This is a genomic window from Xanthomonas vesicatoria ATCC 35937 (assembly GCF_001908725.1).
Taxonomy (GTDB): Bacteria; Pseudomonadota; Gammaproteobacteria; order Xanthomonadales; family Xanthomonadaceae; genus Xanthomonas; species Xanthomonas vesicatoria.
This window is the reverse complement of the sequence record NZ_CP018725.1, coordinates 2,650,762-2,665,830: the sequence shown is the minus strand read 5'-3', so window position 1 is coordinate 2,665,830 and position 15,069 is coordinate 2,650,762. Positions and strand designations below refer to the sequence as shown.

Annotated in this window: 14 protein-coding genes and 1 riboswitch; of the genes, 4 read left to right on the top strand and 10 right to left on the bottom strand. The window is 64.7% G+C overall.

The features are described 5' to 3' along the window. Positions 1-10: 10 nt before the first annotated feature. Positions 11-172: riboswitch (yybP-ykoY riboswitch) on the bottom strand. Positions 173-750: 578 nt separating this feature from the next. After that, on the bottom strand, positions 751-1,500 hold the full coding sequence (locus BJD12_RS11660) for an IclR family transcriptional regulator (RefSeq protein ID WP_005995507.1): 750 nt from the start codon (positions 1,498-1,500) through the stop codon (positions 751-753). Between the two features lie 180 nt (positions 1,501-1,680). Here BJD12_RS11660 and fucP point away from each other — a divergent pair, with 180 nt between their 5' ends. Both fucP and BJD12_RS11650 read left to right on the top strand, forming a co-directional pair. Further along, positions 1,681-2,982: an L-fucose:H+ symporter permease gene (fucP, locus tag BJD12_RS11655; RefSeq protein WP_005995505.1), complete on the top strand. Its 1,302-nt coding sequence runs from the start codon at positions 1,681-1,683 to the stop codon at positions 2,980-2,982. A gap of 2 nt (positions 2,983-2,984) precedes the next feature. Then, complete coding sequence (locus BJD12_RS11650) at positions 2,985-3,344, top strand: L-fucose mutarotase (protein WP_005995504.1); 360 nt, start codon at positions 2,985-2,987, stop codon at positions 3,342-3,344. A 270-nt stretch (positions 3,345-3,614) separates the two neighbouring features. On the opposite strand, the gene BJD12_RS11645 is transcribed toward BJD12_RS11650, so the two are convergent. The 5 genes from BJD12_RS11645 to BJD12_RS11625 form a co-directional block, all read right to left on the bottom strand. Next, a complete protein-coding gene (locus BJD12_RS11645) occupies positions 3,615-4,937 on the bottom strand; it encodes an L-fuconate dehydratase (RefSeq protein WP_005995503.1) in 1,323 nt (440 codons plus the stop codon). A 523-nt stretch (positions 4,938-5,460) separates the two neighbouring features. Beyond that, the gene (locus tag BJD12_RS11640; protein ID WP_005995502.1) at positions 5,461-6,318 is read right to left on the bottom strand and encodes a fumarylacetoacetate hydrolase family protein; all 858 of its coding nucleotides are present in this window, start codon (positions 6,316-6,318) and stop codon (positions 5,461-5,463) included. A 219-nt stretch (positions 6,319-6,537) separates the two neighbouring features. Continuing rightward, positions 6,538-7,308 carry an SDR family oxidoreductase gene (locus tag BJD12_RS11635; RefSeq protein ID WP_005995501.1) on the bottom strand — a complete coding sequence of 257 codons (771 nt, stop codon included), beginning with the start codon at positions 7,306-7,308 and terminating at the stop codon, positions 6,538-6,540. After that, the gene (locus tag BJD12_RS11630; protein WP_005995500.1) at positions 7,305-8,177 is read right to left on the bottom strand and encodes an amidohydrolase family protein; all 873 of its coding nucleotides are present in this window, start codon (positions 8,175-8,177) and stop codon (positions 7,305-7,307) included. Before BJD12_RS11630 ends, BJD12_RS11635 begins: the two co-directional genes overlap by 4 nt. Beyond that, complete coding sequence (locus BJD12_RS11625) at positions 8,174-9,184, bottom strand: aldo/keto reductase (RefSeq protein WP_005995499.1); 1,011 nt, start codon at positions 9,182-9,184, stop codon at positions 8,174-8,176. Before BJD12_RS11625 ends, BJD12_RS11630 begins: the two co-directional genes overlap by 4 nt. A 632-nt stretch (positions 9,185-9,816) precedes the next feature. Here BJD12_RS11625 and BJD12_RS11620 point away from each other — a divergent pair. Then, entirely contained in the window at positions 9,817-11,439 is a 1,623-nt protein-coding gene (locus BJD12_RS11620) for a family 43 glycosylhydrolase (RefSeq protein ID WP_005995498.1), read from the top strand. Between the two features lie 94 nt (positions 11,440-11,533). Here the strand turns inward: BJD12_RS11620 and BJD12_RS11615 are convergent, their stop codons facing one another. From BJD12_RS11615 to BJD12_RS11605, 3 genes are all read right to left on the bottom strand, one after another. After that, complete coding sequence (locus BJD12_RS11615) at positions 11,534-11,737, bottom strand: hypothetical protein (RefSeq protein ID WP_039421648.1); 204 nt, start codon at positions 11,735-11,737, stop codon at positions 11,534-11,536. Between the two features lie 3 nt (positions 11,738-11,740). Beyond that, positions 11,741-12,304, bottom strand: coding sequence for a peroxiredoxin family protein (locus BJD12_RS11610; protein ID WP_172797222.1), 564 nt, complete (start codon positions 12,302-12,304; stop codon positions 11,741-11,743). Positions 12,305-12,614: 310 nt separating this feature from the next. Further along, positions 12,615-13,535, bottom strand: a complete 921-nt coding sequence (locus BJD12_RS11605; protein ID WP_005995496.1) for a DUF4424 family protein — start codon at positions 13,533-13,535, stop codon at positions 12,615-12,617. A 141-nt stretch (positions 13,536-13,676) separates the two neighbouring features. Here BJD12_RS11605 and BJD12_RS11600 point away from each other — a divergent pair, with 141 nt between their 5' ends. Further along, the gene (locus BJD12_RS11600; protein WP_005995495.1) at positions 13,677-14,174 is read left to right on the top strand and encodes a hypothetical protein; all 498 of its coding nucleotides are present in this window, start codon (positions 13,677-13,679) and stop codon (positions 14,172-14,174) included. A gap of 88 nt (positions 14,175-14,262) precedes the next feature. Here the strand turns inward: BJD12_RS11600 and BJD12_RS11595 are convergent, their stop codons facing one another. Continuing rightward, positions 14,263-14,931 (bottom strand): response regulator transcription factor, encoded by a 669-nt coding sequence (locus BJD12_RS11595; protein WP_005995494.1) that lies wholly within the window; start codon positions 14,929-14,931, stop codon positions 14,263-14,265. Positions 14,932-15,069: the final 138 nt, after the last annotated feature.

Sequence of the window (15,069 nt, the reverse complement as noted above, 5' to 3'; positions counted from 1 at the left end):
ACACTCTCGGGCTGGGCACGGTCACAACGGCATGCGCCCGCGCCAACCGTCGTCGTACGCGCATGCCGCTGGTCTCGCCAAACCACGATTGGTTGCCTGCACCACGGCGCAACGGCCGAGTATGTTGATGCAGGCGCTTTCGATGGACGAAAGCAGGCTACTCCCCAAGGGGCGCGCAGTGTAACAACGCAAAACCCGCTTTCGGGCATTTTGCCCGCACGCGAAGGTCGGTCTGATCTTTATAGCCATTGCTATTGCGGCCGGGGCTGATGCGGTTCTTCAGTGTTTTGAGGCGTCAAAGCCAGAGAAGCATGTGCAGGCAACGGACCGCTGCGGCGTCCGATAGCCTTGGCTGGGTGACGAACCGTCGCTATGCCAGTGAAGCAAGCAGTAAAAAGCGCGGGAGAAGCCGTAGATGTGGAGTGCTGTCAGCAGTGCGATATGGAACTTTATGCTTGGACTCGCGTGCATGACCCAGCGCCTGCTTGGTGCTGCCTTTCAAGCGGTCGATGCAGGGATGCAGCGAGCAGCACCGATGCGGCGCTCTGTAGAGCGCTTCGATTTGCGCGGCTTGCGACGTGGAAGGGCTGCATGCGAAGCCGCGGCGTCGAGTGCGATGGTGAGATCGGCATCGCAGCCTGCGGAAAGATCACGCAGTGCTGTACGTAAAAAGGCAAGCCAGACACCGGGAGTCAGCCGCCGGAGGCGTGCAACACCGGCACCGACTCAAGCTCCCAGCGCGGACTGCGGCTACGGCAACGCTGCGGAGATTTCCGCCGTCGCCGCACACAAGGCCTGCAGCGCCGCGTGCGGGCCGACCAGTTCCGGGCGGCGCGCGATGAACGGCACCGTGAGCGTGTAGGTCGCACTGCCGCGTTGCAGGATCGGCGCAGTCAGATCGACTACGCCCACCACCGCCTCGCTGGGTTGCATGGCGTAGCCATCGTTGCGTGCCTGCGCTGCGGCGGCCAGGAACGGCGCACGCTCGAACGGCACCTCGCTGGCGTCCAGCATGTCCAGCCAGCGCGCCTGCACCTCCGGCTGCTGGAAGGCGAACAGCACCAACCCGGAACTGGAATGGGTCAATGGGCGGCGGTGGCCCGGGCGCACCACCAGGCCCAGGTCGCTGGGCACGTCCATCTGCGCGATCACCACGATCTGGTCGCCGGACGGCGCCGCCAGGTGGCAAGGCTGGTAGATCGCATCGGACAGGCGCCGCATCACCGGCAACGCGGCCTCGCTGATGCTCTGCACGTGCGGCTGTTGCATGCCGAGCATGAACAGGCGATTGGTCAGCACGTAGTCGCCCTCGCCGTCGCGGGTGAGGTAGCCGCGTTCCTCCAGCACCTGCAGCATGCGGAAGATCTCGCCGCGCGAGCGGCCGATGCCCTGTGAGATCGCGCCCATGCTCATCGGCTGCGCCTGGCGGGCGAGCAGCTCCAGGATATCCAGTCCCTTGTCCAGGGCCGGCGCGCGGTACTTGGCGGGTTCGGTGCTCATCCGTTTGCGGGTTCCAGGCAAGGTGCGGCGCGCCAGGGTACAGGCAACGCGGGCAGGGGTCAGCGGGAGACTGTGCGTGCAAATATAAACAAAGATTTTATATTTGCATGGCGTGGGCGCGCGCAGTACGCTCGCTCGATTGCAACGCAAGCGCCACAGCCTTGGGAGGGGAACGGTCGCATGCATCACAGTGACATTGCCGCGTCACCGCGCGGCAACCTGGCGCGTACCGCCCTGGTGCCCCTGGTGTTGATCGTCAGCCTGTTCTTTTTGTGGGGCATGGCCAACAACCTCAACGACATCCTGATCAAGCAATTCAAGAAGGCCTTCGAGCTGACCGACCTGCAGGCCGGGCTGGTGCAGAGCGCCTTCTACATGGGCTATTTCGTGTTTGCGATGCCGGCGGCGATGTTCATGCGCCGCTACAGCTACAAGGCTGCGGTGGTGCTCGGCTTGCTGCTGTACGCATGCGGGGCGTTCCTGTTCTATCCGGCCGCGCAGGTGCACACCTACTGGCTGTTCTTGCTTGCTTTGTTCGTCATCGCCAGCGGCCTGGCGTTCCTGGAAACCACGGCCAATCCACTGGTCACGGTGCTTGGCCCGGCTGATGGCGCGGCGCGGCGCCTGAACCTTGCGCAGGCCTTCAATCCGCTGGGTTCGATCACCGGCGTGCTGGTGGGCCAGCATTTCATCTTCTCCGGCGTGGAGCACACCCCGGCCGAGCTGGCGGCAATGGCGCCGGCTGCGCGCGATGCGTTTTTCGCGACCGAATCGTCTGCCGTGCAGATGCCGTACCTGATCATCGGCGCGGTGGTGGTGCTGTGGGCGATCCTGATCGCGCTGGTGCGCTTTCCCACCGGCGCGCCGGAGAGCGACAACGGCGTGGCGCCCAAGCGCGCACGCTTCGGCGAGCTGCTACGCAACCGGCGCTTCATGTTCTCGGTGGTGGCGCAGTTCTTCTACGTGGGCGCGCAGGTCGGCATCTGGAGTTACCTGATCCGCTACCTGCAGGATGCGGTGCCGGGTACGCCGGAAAAAACCGCTGCTACCTATCTGACCATCTCGCTGGTGCTGTTCATGGCCGGCCGTTTTGTCGGCACCGCCTTGCTACGGTATCTGGCGCCGGCAAAATTACTGGCCAGTTTTGCCACGATCAACCTGGTGTTGTGCGCCGTCGCCATCGCGTTGCCTGGCTGGACCGGGTTGTACGCGCTGGTGGCCGCCAGCGTGTTCATGTCGGTGATGTTCCCGACCATCTTTGCGCTGGGCCTGGATGGCATGCACGACGATGCCCGCAAGTTGGGCTCGTCGTTGCTGGTGATGTCGATCATCGGTGGCGCACTGCTCACTGCGGTGATGGGTGCGGTCTCCGACATGGCCGGTATCCACTGGGCGATGGTGGTGCCGGGTGCGTGCTTCGCAGTGATTTTGTTGTTCGCGTTGCGTGCACGCCGTGCAGCGCCCGTTATTGCGGGAGCCTGAGCATGCCGCGTCTTTGCTATGTGTTGGACCTGCACGACGATGCGGACTTGATCGCCGAGTACGAGCGCTGGCATCAACCCACCGAGGTATGGCCGGAAGTGGTGGCCTCGCTGCAGCAGGCCGGCATCCAGGAACTGGAGATCTTTCGCAGCGGCGACCGGCTGGTGATGCTGATGGACGTGAGCGAGCACTACGATCCGGCCGCGAAGGCGGCGCGTGATGCGGCGGACCCGCGTATCCAGGCGTGGGAGCAGTTGATGTGGCGATTCCAGAAACCGCTGCCCGATAGTGCGCCGGGCGAGAAGTGGCGGCAGGCCGGACGGATCTTTGCGCTGACTGAGGCGATCGACGCGCAGCGCTAGGCCGCGCCCTCATCCGCCTGCGGGCACCTTCTCCCGCAGGCGGGAGAAGGGCGTGATCTGACACGGGCGGAAGAGGGGCGTGATTCGGTTTGGCTCGGTCGTGTTGGGACGGCTGCGCCATGGACCCACCGCCGGGCATCTGCAGCGCCCTGCGGTCAGCTGTTGGCGTTCCGCGACGTCGGAGACCTATGACCCCCCGTCCCGGACGAACGACGCCTTCCTTCTCCCGCACGCGGGAGAAGGTGCCCGAAGGGCGGATGAGGGCGCCGGTCAGCCCTGTCGATTGGCTGCCAGGTCTTCCACCCAGAAACGTCCATCCGGGTAGCTGAATTCCGCAATCGAAGACGCGTGCATCTCTGCGGAAAAACCCGGGACTTCAGGGGCAAGATAACGGCCATGCTGGATGCGTACCGGGTCCAGGAAGTGCTGATGCAGGTGGTCGACGAATTCGATCGCACGGTCTTCCATCTGGCCGGTGATGGCGACGAAGTCGGCCATGGCCAGGTGCTGCACCAGCTCGCACAGACCCACGCCGCCGGCATGCGGGAACACGCGCACGTTGAACTTGGCGGCCAGCAGCAGGATGGCGAGGTTCTCGTTGACGCCGCCGACGCGCGCGGCGTCGATCTGGATCAGGTCCACCGCGGCGGCCTGCAGCAACTGCTTGAACATCACCCGGTTCTGCGTGTGTTCGCCGGTGGAGACCGGCACCGGCGTAATGCCCTGACGGATCGCCGCGTGGCCGAGTACATCGTCCGGGCTGGTCGGTTCTTCGATCCAGGCGATGTCGAATTCGGCGAGTTGGCGCATCCAGTCGATCGCCGGGCCCACGTCCCAGCGCTGGTTGGCGTCCACCGCCATCGCGATGTCCGGGCCGATCGCTTCGCGTGCCAGGCGGCAACGACGGATGTCGTCCTGCACGTTGGCGCCGACCTTGAGCTTGATGGTGCGGAAGCCATCGGCCACCGCCTCCTTGGCCAGGCGCACCAGCTTCTCGTCCGAGTAACCGAGCCAGCCAGGCGAGGTGGTGTAGGCGGGATAACCCTGTTCGATCAACTGCGCGATGCGTTGCGCACGGTGTGGTTGCGCCTCGCGCAGGATCGCCAGCGCTTCGTCGCGGGTGAGTGCGTCGGTGAGGTAGCGGAAGTCGATGGTGTCGACCAATTGCTCGGGCGTGAGCTCGGCGATATAGCGCCATAGCGGCTTGTTCGCCGCACGTGCGGCCAGGTCCCAGGCGGCGTTGATCACCGCGCCGATGGCCATGTGCATCACGCCCTTTTCCGGGCCCAGCCAGCGCAGCTGCGAGTCGTTGGTGAGCCGGCGCGCAAAGGCGCCGAGATCGGCGATGACCTCCTCGACCGACAGGCCGACCACATGCTCTGCCAGTGCTGCCACCGCGGCGGTCTGCACATCGTTGCCGCGGCCGATGGTGAACACCAGGCCATAGCCGGCCAGGTCATCGGGGGCATCGGTGCGCAGCACCACATAGGCGGCCGAGTAATCCGGATCCGGGTTCATCGCGTCCGACCCATCGAGCTCGCGCGAGGTGGGGAAGCGGACGTCGTGGGTTTCGAGGGCGATGATGGTGCGCATGAAAATCCTGGGCGGTGAAAGATGGAATAAGAACGGACCGACAAGAACGAAAACAGGGAATTGCTTTAGCCCTTCTCCCAACGGGAAAGGGGTTGGGGTGAGGGAACGAACGCGTAGCGTCGGCTGGTTGACGCATGGCAGGGCCCGTGCGCTTGCAACTCAAATCACTGAATCGAGTGCACGACCAACTGCGTATCGCCATTGAGGCGCTACAACGTTTGGACACTCAAACGCAGCCGCCCACTCGCTGAAGACCTGCTGATGATGCGTTAGCAGCCGCATCGAGGTAGCACACCAACCAACAGCGGCATTGCGTCGATTTGCGCGACGACGTGGTGCCGTACCCTCACCCCAACCCCTGTCCCGACGGGAGAGGGGCTTGAGCTGCAGCGCGCACCCATCGTTGCTCGGCGACGTCTACGTTTGTTGTTCGGCTTTTGCCGCAAAAGAAGGGTCTGAGTGGTGGAGTGCAACGCGTTACCAAGCTCTCAATCCCGCAACCCTCTCCTGCAGGCATGCGGCCTCAAGCCGCATCGCGTGGATGCGCCACGACCGGCTGGCGCTGGCGACCCAGTCCTTCGATCTCCAGTTCCATCAGATCGCCCGGCTTCAGATACACCGGTGGCTTCTGGCCCAGGCCTACGCCCGGCGGTGTGCCGGTGCTGATCACATCGCCCGGCATCAGCGTCATGTAGCGGCTGATGTGGCTGACCAGTTCGGCCACGCCGAACACCATCGTGCGGGTGCTGCCGTTCTGGTAGCGGTGGCCGTTGACCTCCAGCCACATCGACAGGTTCTGCGGGTCGGGCACTTCATCGCGGGTGACCAACCAGGGGCCGATCGGGCCGAAGGTGTCGGCGCTCTTGCCCTTGACCCACTGGCCGCCGTGCTCAAGCTGGAACTCGCGCTCTGACAGGTCGTTGATCACCGCATAGCCGGCCACATGAGTGAGTGCTTCGTCCACCGACACATCGCGTGCGATATCACCGATCACCACGCCCAGTTCCACTTCCCAGTCGCTCTTGACCGAGCCGCGCGGGATGATGACGGTGTCGTTGGGGCCGCACACGGCGGTGGTGGCCTTCATGAAGAGAATCGGCATCTTCGGCACGTCCATGCCCGATTCCGCGGCGTGGTCGGCGTAGTTCAAGCCCACACAGATGAACTTGCCGATGCGGCCCACTGCAGCGCCATAGCGCTGCTCGCCCTCGATCAGCGGCAGCGTGGATACGTCCAGCGCACGTAGTTTTTCAAGGCCGGCATTGGTGATGTGCTCACCGGCGACATCGTCGATCACACCGCTGAGGTCGCGGAGGTGGCCTGCGCTATCGATCACGCCGGGACGTTCGTGGCCTTCGGCGCCAACACGTACGAGTTTCATGCAGTCTTCCTTTGCAGGGGAGGAATGGAGCTGGCAGCCACCTGTTGCAAAGTTCAGCAGGTGGACGACGCGCCCGGAACAGGACTATCGGTGATGCGTACTGGCAGCAGGCCACGTCAAGCATGGAATGCGGCGTGTTGCCAGCGTACTGCGTGCGGCTTGGGCACCACTGCGAGCGGCCATAGGGCGGCCGCTGCACAGCAGTGTGGTCGGCGGCGTTTAGTTGGACCAGCCCCCGTCGATGATGTGGGTCTGGCCGGTGGTGAACGAGGATTCGTCCGATGCCAGGTACACCACCAGCTGCGCGATTTCGCGCGGGTCGCCCAGGCGGCCCATCGGCTGGCGATCGGTGAAGCTCTTCCACACCGCCTGTTCGTCGCCGCCGAGCGCTTTCACGCGCTGGCCCAGCGACGGCGTCTTGATAGTGCCGGGGCAGATTGCGTTGCAGCGCACGCCCTGTGCCACGTAGTCGGCGGCAATCGCCTTGCTCAGGCCGATCACCGCCGCCTTGGTCACGCCATAGACGAAGCGGTTCGGCACGCCCTTGATGCTGGAAGCGACCGAGGACATGTTGATGATGCTGCCGGTGCCGCGTTCGAGCATGCCCGGCAGTACCGCCTTGCAGGTGTAGTACATCGCATCGACGTTGATCGAGAACGAACGGCGCCATGCCGGCTCGTCGCAGTCGAGAATGCTGCCCTGATGCACGTAGCCGGCGCAGTTGAACAGCACATCGAACGGGCCGTGCTCGGCGACCAGTGCGGCAATTGCCGAGGCGTCGGTGACATCCAACAGCTGGGTGGTGATCGCATCCGATTCGGCGGCCAGCGCCTGCAACGCAGCAGCGTCGATGTCGGTGGCGATCACCTGTGCGCCGGCACGCGCGCAGGCCAGCGCGCTTTCGCGGCCGATGCCGGCACCGGCGGCGGTGATCAGGCACCGCTTGCCCTGCAGACGGGGATTGGGAGTGGCGGGGATCGAGACAGTCATACCGATGGGGTTCCGTGGGTTGGGGCCGCCGGCCATGGCAGACGATAGAACGTACGTGCGTTGTCGCCGAACACCGCATCAGCGTGTTCGGCGGCATGACGGGTGACGAGTTGCTGTGCGAGATCGAACCATTGCGCGTAATCGGCACGCTGGGTCAGCACCGGCCAGTCGCTGCCCCAGAGCAGCCGCTGCGCACCGAAGCGCGCAAACAGGTGCGCAACATAGGGCTCCAGTGCATCCATGCCGGCGCCGGGCGCGGCTTCGGTGAGCAGCCCGGACAGCTTGCAGTGCACGCTGGGATGCTGCGCCAATGCGGCCATGCCGGCGGCCCAGGCAACGAACTCGCCGGCCGCAATCTGCGGTTTGCCGCCATGATCGATCACCACGCGCAACTGCGGATGGCGTTTCAGGCGAGCCTGCAGTGCCGGCACATGCACGGCGCGAATCAACGCATCGAAGGCCAGATCGTGCGCCAGCATCGCATCGAAGGCGGCATCCAGATCGGCTCCTGCCAGCCATTGCGCATCGGCGATGTCCTGCACCATCGGGCGCAGCCCCTTGAGCAGACCGCCGCCCGCGCGCAACAGTGCGCCGATGCGCGCAGCAGCATCGGGTGCAGCGAAGTCGACCCAACCGACCACGCCGGCAATGCGTGGCTCATCGCGTGCCAGTTCGAACAGGTAACAGGTTTCCGCCTCCGTTGCGGCCGCCTGCACGACGACCACGCTGCCAACGCCGGCCGCATCCAGTGCGTCGTCCACATCGTGTGGCGCGAAGTCGCGGTAAAGCGGCGCCAGCGCGGGCGTCAGCCAGTCATAGTCGCCTCGGGCCAGGTGCCAGAAATGCAGATGCGCATCGATGCGGCTCATGGCGTGGGCAGGTCCGCTTCGAGCAGCCCGCCGTCGCGCAGACGCTGCCACAGCGCAGGTGGGATCGATGCCTGCAGGCGTGTGGCGACCGATTGCACCTCGGCCAGCGTGCGCATGCCGGCCACCACTGTGGTCACCGCCGGATGCGCCAGCGGGAACTGCACGGCCGCCGCGCCGATGTCCACCTCGAACGCCGCGCAAGCCGCATACAGACGCTGCGCATGCTGCAAGGTGGCGGTGTCCACCGGGCCGTAGTTATAGGTGGCGCCGGGGCCGCGTGCATCGCTGAGCAGGCCGGAACTGTACGGACCGGCAGACAGGATCGACACGCCGTAGCTCTGCGCCTGGTCGAGCAGCGCACGCGCGCCGTGCTGTTCCAGCAGCGTGTAGCGCCCGGCCAGCATCACGCAGTCGAGCGGGAAACGCGGCAACACCTCCAGTGCCACGTCCTGCTCGTTGACGCCCAGCCCGATCGCCCCGCACGCACCGGATGCCTTCAACTCCGCCATGGCCGGCAAGGCCTCCTCCAAGGCCTGCTGCAGCACGTGTGCGTGGTTGTCGCCGTGGGTCAGCGCACCGATGTCGTGCAATAGCAGCACATCGATGTAGTCGGTTCCCAGGCGCTCCAGGCTGGAGGCGAACGCGCGCCGCACGCCGTCGGCGCTGTAATCGAATGCGGCGCGGCGGCCGGCCACCGCAAAACCGTCGCGCCCGGCAACGGCCTGCGCGTCGTCGTAGACGCAACGGCCAACCTTGGTCGACAGCGTGTAGGTATCGCGCGGCACGCCGGCCAAGCCCCGGCCCAGGCGCGCCTCGCTGAGCCCGTAGCCGTAATAGGGCGCGGTGTCGAAGTGACGGATGCCGGCCTCGAATGCGCCCGCCACTGCAGCCAGCGCGTCTGCCTCGGCGACCTCGGCGTACAGATTGCCGATCGGTGCAGCGCCAAATCCCAGCGCCGACAGCTGCACGTCGGTGCGACCCAGGCGTTGCCGCGCCACGCGGCTCACGCGCCACGCTCCGCAAGGCTGGTGCAGGCGGGAGCAGCATCTGGACGGCAGAGGCTTTGCATTTCGATGTCCACCAGCCGGCAGGTGCCCGGCTGTTCGCATATGAATATGGCAATCATCAATGAACAGATCACGCTGCAGCGCAGCATGACAGGAGGGAAGCTGAACTTCGCAAGCGGGATTGGGTGACCGGCGTGATTTGCTGCCTTGCACGCGGCGGCTGTCGTCATATGGTCGGCGGGTCGACAGCTAGACCAGATTCACCGGTCAGGCTGGATGCCTCTTTACTGCAACGTCAGTAACGACGATGGAGTAACAAAGCGTGAGATCCAGGAAGCAGGCCCACTTCTCGTAGAACACGACTGCCCATCCAAGCACTCATCCGCATACGCTGCAGAAATCGCCCTGCTGCCGCACGCCGCCAGTGCACTCCCGACCGCGGGCGTGCCTGCTTCCGCAGCACAGCCACGCGCAGTGCAGCGCGTCAGCGCGGTCCCGCCTGCTGTAACCGCGCGATGCAGCTATTTCAAAATCCGGACGCCGCATCACGAGTTCCTATAACGCGGCTTGCACGGTTGCCTCGCACTGATGGGTCAGGCTAGATACCAGCCCTGATCCGATGAAGCTGATGCATGCCAGATACGACACGGCGCGATTTGTTCAAGGTGTTGGCAGCCGGCGCGCTGGTTGCGCCATTGGCGGCTGCAGCGCAGGCCCCGGCGGCGCCATGCACACGCACGCTGCAGGGCGCGCGGGGCATCGAAGGCCAGCGCAAGGCCGACCTGGGCAACGGCACCTATCTCAACCCCATCGTGGCCGGCGATCACCCGGACCCCACCATCCTCAAGGATGGCGACGACTACTACATGACGTTTTCGTCGTTCTTTTCGTACCCGGGTATCGTGCTGTGGCACTCCACCGACCTGGTCAACTGGACCCCGATCGGCCCGGCACTCCGCCAGGAACTGGGCACGATCTGGGCGCTGGACCTGTGCAAGCACGACGGCCGTTACTTCATCTACATTCCGGCCAATCCCGACGACAAGGGCTGGTCGATCTTCGTGATCTGGGCCGACGACATTCGCGGGCCGTGGAGCGCGCCGATCGATCTGGACATCGCCGGCTGCATCGACCCCGGCCATGTCGTGGGCGAAGACGGCAAGCGCTATCTGTTCGTCAACGGCATTCGCAAGATCCGCCTGCGCGACGACGGCCTGGCCACCGACGGGCAGCTAGAGCCAGCCTACGCGCCGTGGCGGTATCCCGACGACTGGGTGGTGGAGAACTTCGCCCCCGAAGGCCCCAAGCTCACCTGGCACAACGGTTGGCTGTATCTGGTCACCGCCGTCGGTGGCACCGCCGGGCCGGTGACCGGGCACATGGTCATCGCCGCGCGTTCGCGCTCGGTGCACGGGCCGTGGGAACACTGCCCGCGCAATCCGCTGGTGCGTACTCTGTCCGAACAGGAGCCGTGGTGGTCGCGCGGACATGCCACGCTGGTGCAGGGCCCGCGCGGCGATTGGTGGCTGGTCTATCACGGTTACGAAAACGGCTTCCGGACCCTGGGCCGGCAGACCTTGCTGGAGCCGATCGAGTGGACCGACGACGGCTGGTTTCGCGCCACTGGCGGCGACCTGTCCAAACCGTTGCGCACGCCGGCGCGCGCTGCCATCGGCAGTGCGAATGCGGCGAGCGGCTTCGCATTGTCAGATGATTTTTCCACCGACCGATTCGGCACCCAGTGGAGCCTGCACGCGCCCAAGCCCGGCGAGCAGGCGCGCGTACGGCGCGCCAACAAGGCGTTGACGCTCACCTGCGCCGGCACATCGCCGATCGACAGCGCACCGCTGACCTGCGGCGTGCCCGATCGTGCGTATGCGGCCGAGGTTACGTTGGAGCTGGTTGGCAATGCCGAAGGCGGCATCCTGCTGTTTTACAACCACAAGGCCTTCGTCGGTATCGGCTTCACCGCCGACACCATGAAGACCTACGAATATTCAGAAGAGCTGGTGTGGGCACGCGCGCCCAACATCCATCGCCGCATCCGCGTGCGGCTGACCAACGACCGCCACATCGTGAGCTTTGAATACTCGTTCGACGAGGGCCGGCAATGGACGCGCCATCCTACGCGCATGGAAGTGTCCGGATTCCACCACAACGTCTTCGGTGGATTCTTGAGCCTGCAGCTGGGCGTGTATGCCGCGCAACAAGGCGAGGTGGTGCTGCGCGATTTCAGGTACCGCGCGCTGGGTTGAGAGCGGCGCACGTGGGCCCCAGCGAACGGCACTACGTGGCGTCAGTGCCTGGGCTTGCGTAGAGGGCGGGGCCATGATGGCCCCGCCGCTAAACTCAACCGCAGCAATAGCAAACGTTGCCTTGCCCCAGATCGCCACCAAACTCCGGACACTCGGCCTTGCAGGCCCATGCACTACACGATTCGGCCTTCGGCTGTGCGCCGTCCACGGCCATCACCTGGAACGCACCGAAGCCGGTGCTGGCCAGAAACGTCGCTGCCATCAACGCACTGCGCAAGCTTACCCAACGCTTTTTCATGCATTACTCCCTCAACGTTGCAAAAGCCGCTGGCGCATCCGTGCGGCCCAAGGCGGCGACCAGATCCTGCACCCGCTCCGTGGTATCGAATACGCCAACATGGGAGTGGCGCACGCGCCCGTCCCCACCAATGGCCATCAGCAGCGGCACATTGCGCGCGCGGAACAGCATCAGCGCGCGACGATCGGTCAACGTGACCACCGGAAAATCGAAGCCATGCACATGCGCATAGCGCGCGGCCTGCGCCGCATCGCAGTGGCAAACGCCCAGCAGTTGCGGCCGACCCGGCAGGTTGGCCTGCAGTTGTCGCGCAGCCCGTACCACGGTCGGTGCCGAACGCTGACAATACGGGCAGGTGGTGGTGAAAAAGAACAGTACCTGCGCCTGCCCTTGCGGCGCACCCAGCAAATGGCGCTTGCCTTGGGCATCGGTCGCTTCGATCTGCGGCACATACATGCCTTCGTACGGCGTAGTGATGCGCGTCTGCATCCACTGCTGCTGCACGCGCAGTTGTCGGTTCTGCCACGCCAGCACTGCGATCAATGCACATGCCATCAGCAGGCCAATCCATAGCCAGGGAAAACGTTGCGCCATGCCAGCTCCGAAGCATCCTTGATACCCGAGCCTTGCCCAGCTATCAGCTCATGGTCAATGGTGATATCGACAACTGCGATGTCGTGCGGTGCACAGCTGTGGAGACGGTCACGCCCCGGCGCTTGGGCTTGCCAGTCCTGTGTCGGCTGGCATCGTTCGATTGCGCAATGCCTGCCGACGGCGGGCGCGAGCCCTGCTGGCATCGGTCAGCCGACATGCGGCGTGGCTTCGACACGCCCAGCAATCGGTGGGCGTGCAGTTGGCGACGCGTTGGCCACGCCAGCTACTGGACGCCACGCACGAACAACAGGTCCAGATCGCGCATCGGCACGAAGTTGGCCTGCCTGAACTGAAAGGTCAGCGGATCGATCTTTTGCAACGTGCCATCGAAGCACACGCTGAGAATGTCGCGTGCGGCTTGCTTGCGGATGGTTAGTTGAAAGTCCTTGATCGGGCCATTCCAGTTCTTTCCGGTGGTCAGTACATAGCGCAGGTTGGCCCAGCCCAGTCCGTTCTCGCCCTCGCGCCGTTGCATGCTGGCCTTGGTAGACGGGTCGATGCAGGTGCTCTTGGCATACGATTCCAGCAGGAACGCGCTGCTCTGCGGCACGCCGGTGGACAGACTGGGCGCGTAGACATGGCGGATCTGCACGCTGCCTCGTGCGGGAAAGACCTGCTGCCAGACGAAATACTCGCTGAGCGTGAAGCGTGGCTGCTGGTCCTGGTCGATCCAGCGCGCCGGCAACGGCTTGCGCCCTGTCGGCACGTCGCCCGACTCGGCAAACGTGGCGATATCGTCGGTGCTCCAACCGCTTGCCGCGAATGCCTTGGATATGTCGCTACCATCGTCCAGCAGCACCACCAGCTTGCGCGTGGTGGTCACCGGCTTGCCGTCTACCCACACCTTGAAATCGGTCAGTTCGCTGTGATCGGCCATGCCGAAATACATCGGCGGCATCGGGAAGGCGACCGGCACGCTCAATGCGCGCTCGCTGTGGTTGGTGAACACGTAATTCACCTGCACGCGCTCCTCGCTGAGCAACAGCGCTTCCTTGTCCATGCTGATATCGGGCTGATGCAGCAGCTGGATCGTGCCGTTGTCGTCGCCGAAGCTGCTGTCGTTGGCCTGCGCAGTGGCGCAACCGAGCGAAGCCAGCACGAAGGCCAGCACAAGCGTGCCGCGCGGAAAGGTAAATGGCTGCATGGATCCCCTGGAGACGGCACGCACCGATGCGCCGCAAGTGCACAGCATGCCACGCGGCTACAGATCCGTGGAGCGGGATACAAAGCATCCACCGAGCATGGCGTAGAGTCGACGCCCCGCGCACCCCGATTCCCGCTCCTAATGCCTTCCTACGTTTGCCTGCTGGCTGTCGCCGCAGGCCTGTTGCTGCCACTGCAAGACAGCCGCGCTGCTGCGTCCGACCGCAACGAGCCCAGTGGCGTTGTCCCAACCTGTCTGGTCGATGCGTACAACAGCTGTCCGTCCTGGATGCCGTCGCAGCGTGAGATGCGCAGGGTGCTTGCCGATTATTTCTGCGATGCCGCCGATCGCAGACTGGTCCGCCCACGCGTGAGTCGCGTGGTGCGCGCGGAGACCTCGCAGATCAGCTGCGCTGCGCTGGGTCCGAAGCCGAATTCCAATTTCGTGTGTGCGGGCGATATGTATTTCATTGGCCCAGATGGCCGCACCGATTTCGTCACCTTTAGCCCGACCATGCACCGTCAGGACGATGGACGCTATGCGATCTATGAAGGCGATGACGAAAACGAAAACGAGGTGTGGCATGTGCCCTCCCCGCAAAGCGCATCGAAGGTCTGCACGGACCAGTCGTTGCACTGACAACCTTATGGCTGACGCCCTCCGTTGCAGCTTCGCTGAGGTAACCAGCCCGCGCTGAGGGTGCGCGCACCCGCTCGCTGCGTTGCGCTCAGTCCTCTTCCGGCGGCGGCAATACGATGCCGTCGGCGTCGATGGCGAGCTTGCCGGCCATCAGCACCGCTTGGGTGCGGTTGGTGACACCGAGCTTGCGCAGGATCGCGGTGACGTGCGCCTTGATCGTGGCTTCGGACACGCCCAGGTCGTAGGCGATCTGCTTGTTGAGCCGGCCTGCGCCCAGCATCTGCAGCACGCGGAATTGCTGCGGGGTGAGATCGCGCAGCCGCTGACCGACCTCGCGCTCTTCGCTATCGGTGGGCGGCAGATTCTGCGCTTCGGCGGGAATCCAGCGTTCGCCGTCCAGCACCGTGGCCAACGCCCGGCCGATGGTGTCCGAATCGGCGGACTTGGGAATGAAACCGAACGCACCATGGTCAATGGCACGCCGCATCACCGTGGGCTCTTCGCGTGCGGAGACCACCACCACCGGCAACTGCGGATGCAGCGAGCGCATATGCACCAACGCACTGAAGCCCTGCGCGCCCGGCATGTTGAGATCCATCAACAACAGGTCCGCGTCCGGTTGCGCATCGGCCAGCGTGTACAAGGCATCCACGTTGTCGGCTTCGAACAATTGCACGCCCGGCATGACCCGCTGCACCGCCCCGCGCAAGGCCTCGCGAAACAGGGGATGGTCATCAGCAATCAGCAGGGTGGTCATTGAGGGGCCGGGAATCGGGAGTGGGGAATCGGGAATTGCAAAGGCAACAGCGAAGCAGCGGGGCAAGCAGCAACGACAACGAGCAAGACGGCGAAAGCGGGGTGGCGAAGTTAGTGTGGCGTGTTGGAAAGATCAAAA

Bases quoted from the DNA above. Each gene is read 5' to 3' on its own strand.
- BJD12_RS11605 (WP_005995496.1), bottom strand. From the start codon at position 13,535: ATGCAGCCATTTACCTTTCCGCGCGGCACGCTTGTGCTGGCCTTCGTG.
- BJD12_RS11635 (WP_005995501.1), bottom strand. From the start codon at position 7,308: ATGACTGTCTCGATCCCCGCCACTCCCAATCCCCGTCTGCAGGGCAAG.
- BJD12_RS11630 (WP_005995500.1), bottom strand. From the start codon at position 8,177: ATGAGCCGCATCGATGCGCATCTGCATTTCTGGCACCTGGCCCGAGGC.
- BJD12_RS11600 (WP_005995495.1), top strand. From the start codon at position 13,677: ATGCCTTCCTACGTTTGCCTGCTGGCTGTCGCCGCAGGCCTGTTGCTG.
- BJD12_RS11615 (WP_039421648.1), bottom strand. From the start codon at position 11,737: ATGAAAAAGCGTTGGGTAAGCTTGCGCAGTGCGTTGATGGCAGCGACG.
- fucP (WP_005995505.1), top strand. From the start codon at position 1,681: ATGCATCACAGTGACATTGCCGCGTCACCGCGCGGCAACCTGGCGCGT.
- BJD12_RS11595 (WP_005995494.1), bottom strand. From the start codon at position 14,931: ATGACCACCCTGCTGATTGCTGATGACCATCCCCTGTTTCGCGAGGCC.
- BJD12_RS11650 (WP_005995504.1), top strand. From the start codon at position 2,985: ATGCCGCGTCTTTGCTATGTGTTGGACCTGCACGACGATGCGGACTTG.
- BJD12_RS11660 (WP_005995507.1), bottom strand. From the start codon at position 1,500: ATGAGCACCGAACCCGCCAAGTACCGCGCGCCGGCCCTGGACAAGGGA.
- BJD12_RS11645 (WP_005995503.1), bottom strand. From the start codon at position 4,937: ATGCGCACCATCATCGCCCTCGAAACCCACGACGTCCGCTTCCCCACC.
- BJD12_RS11620 (WP_005995498.1), top strand. From the start codon at position 9,817: ATGCCAGATACGACACGGCGCGATTTGTTCAAGGTGTTGGCAGCCGGC.
- BJD12_RS11640 (WP_005995502.1), bottom strand. From the start codon at position 6,318: ATGAAACTCGTACGTGTTGGCGCCGAAGGCCACGAACGTCCCGGCGTG.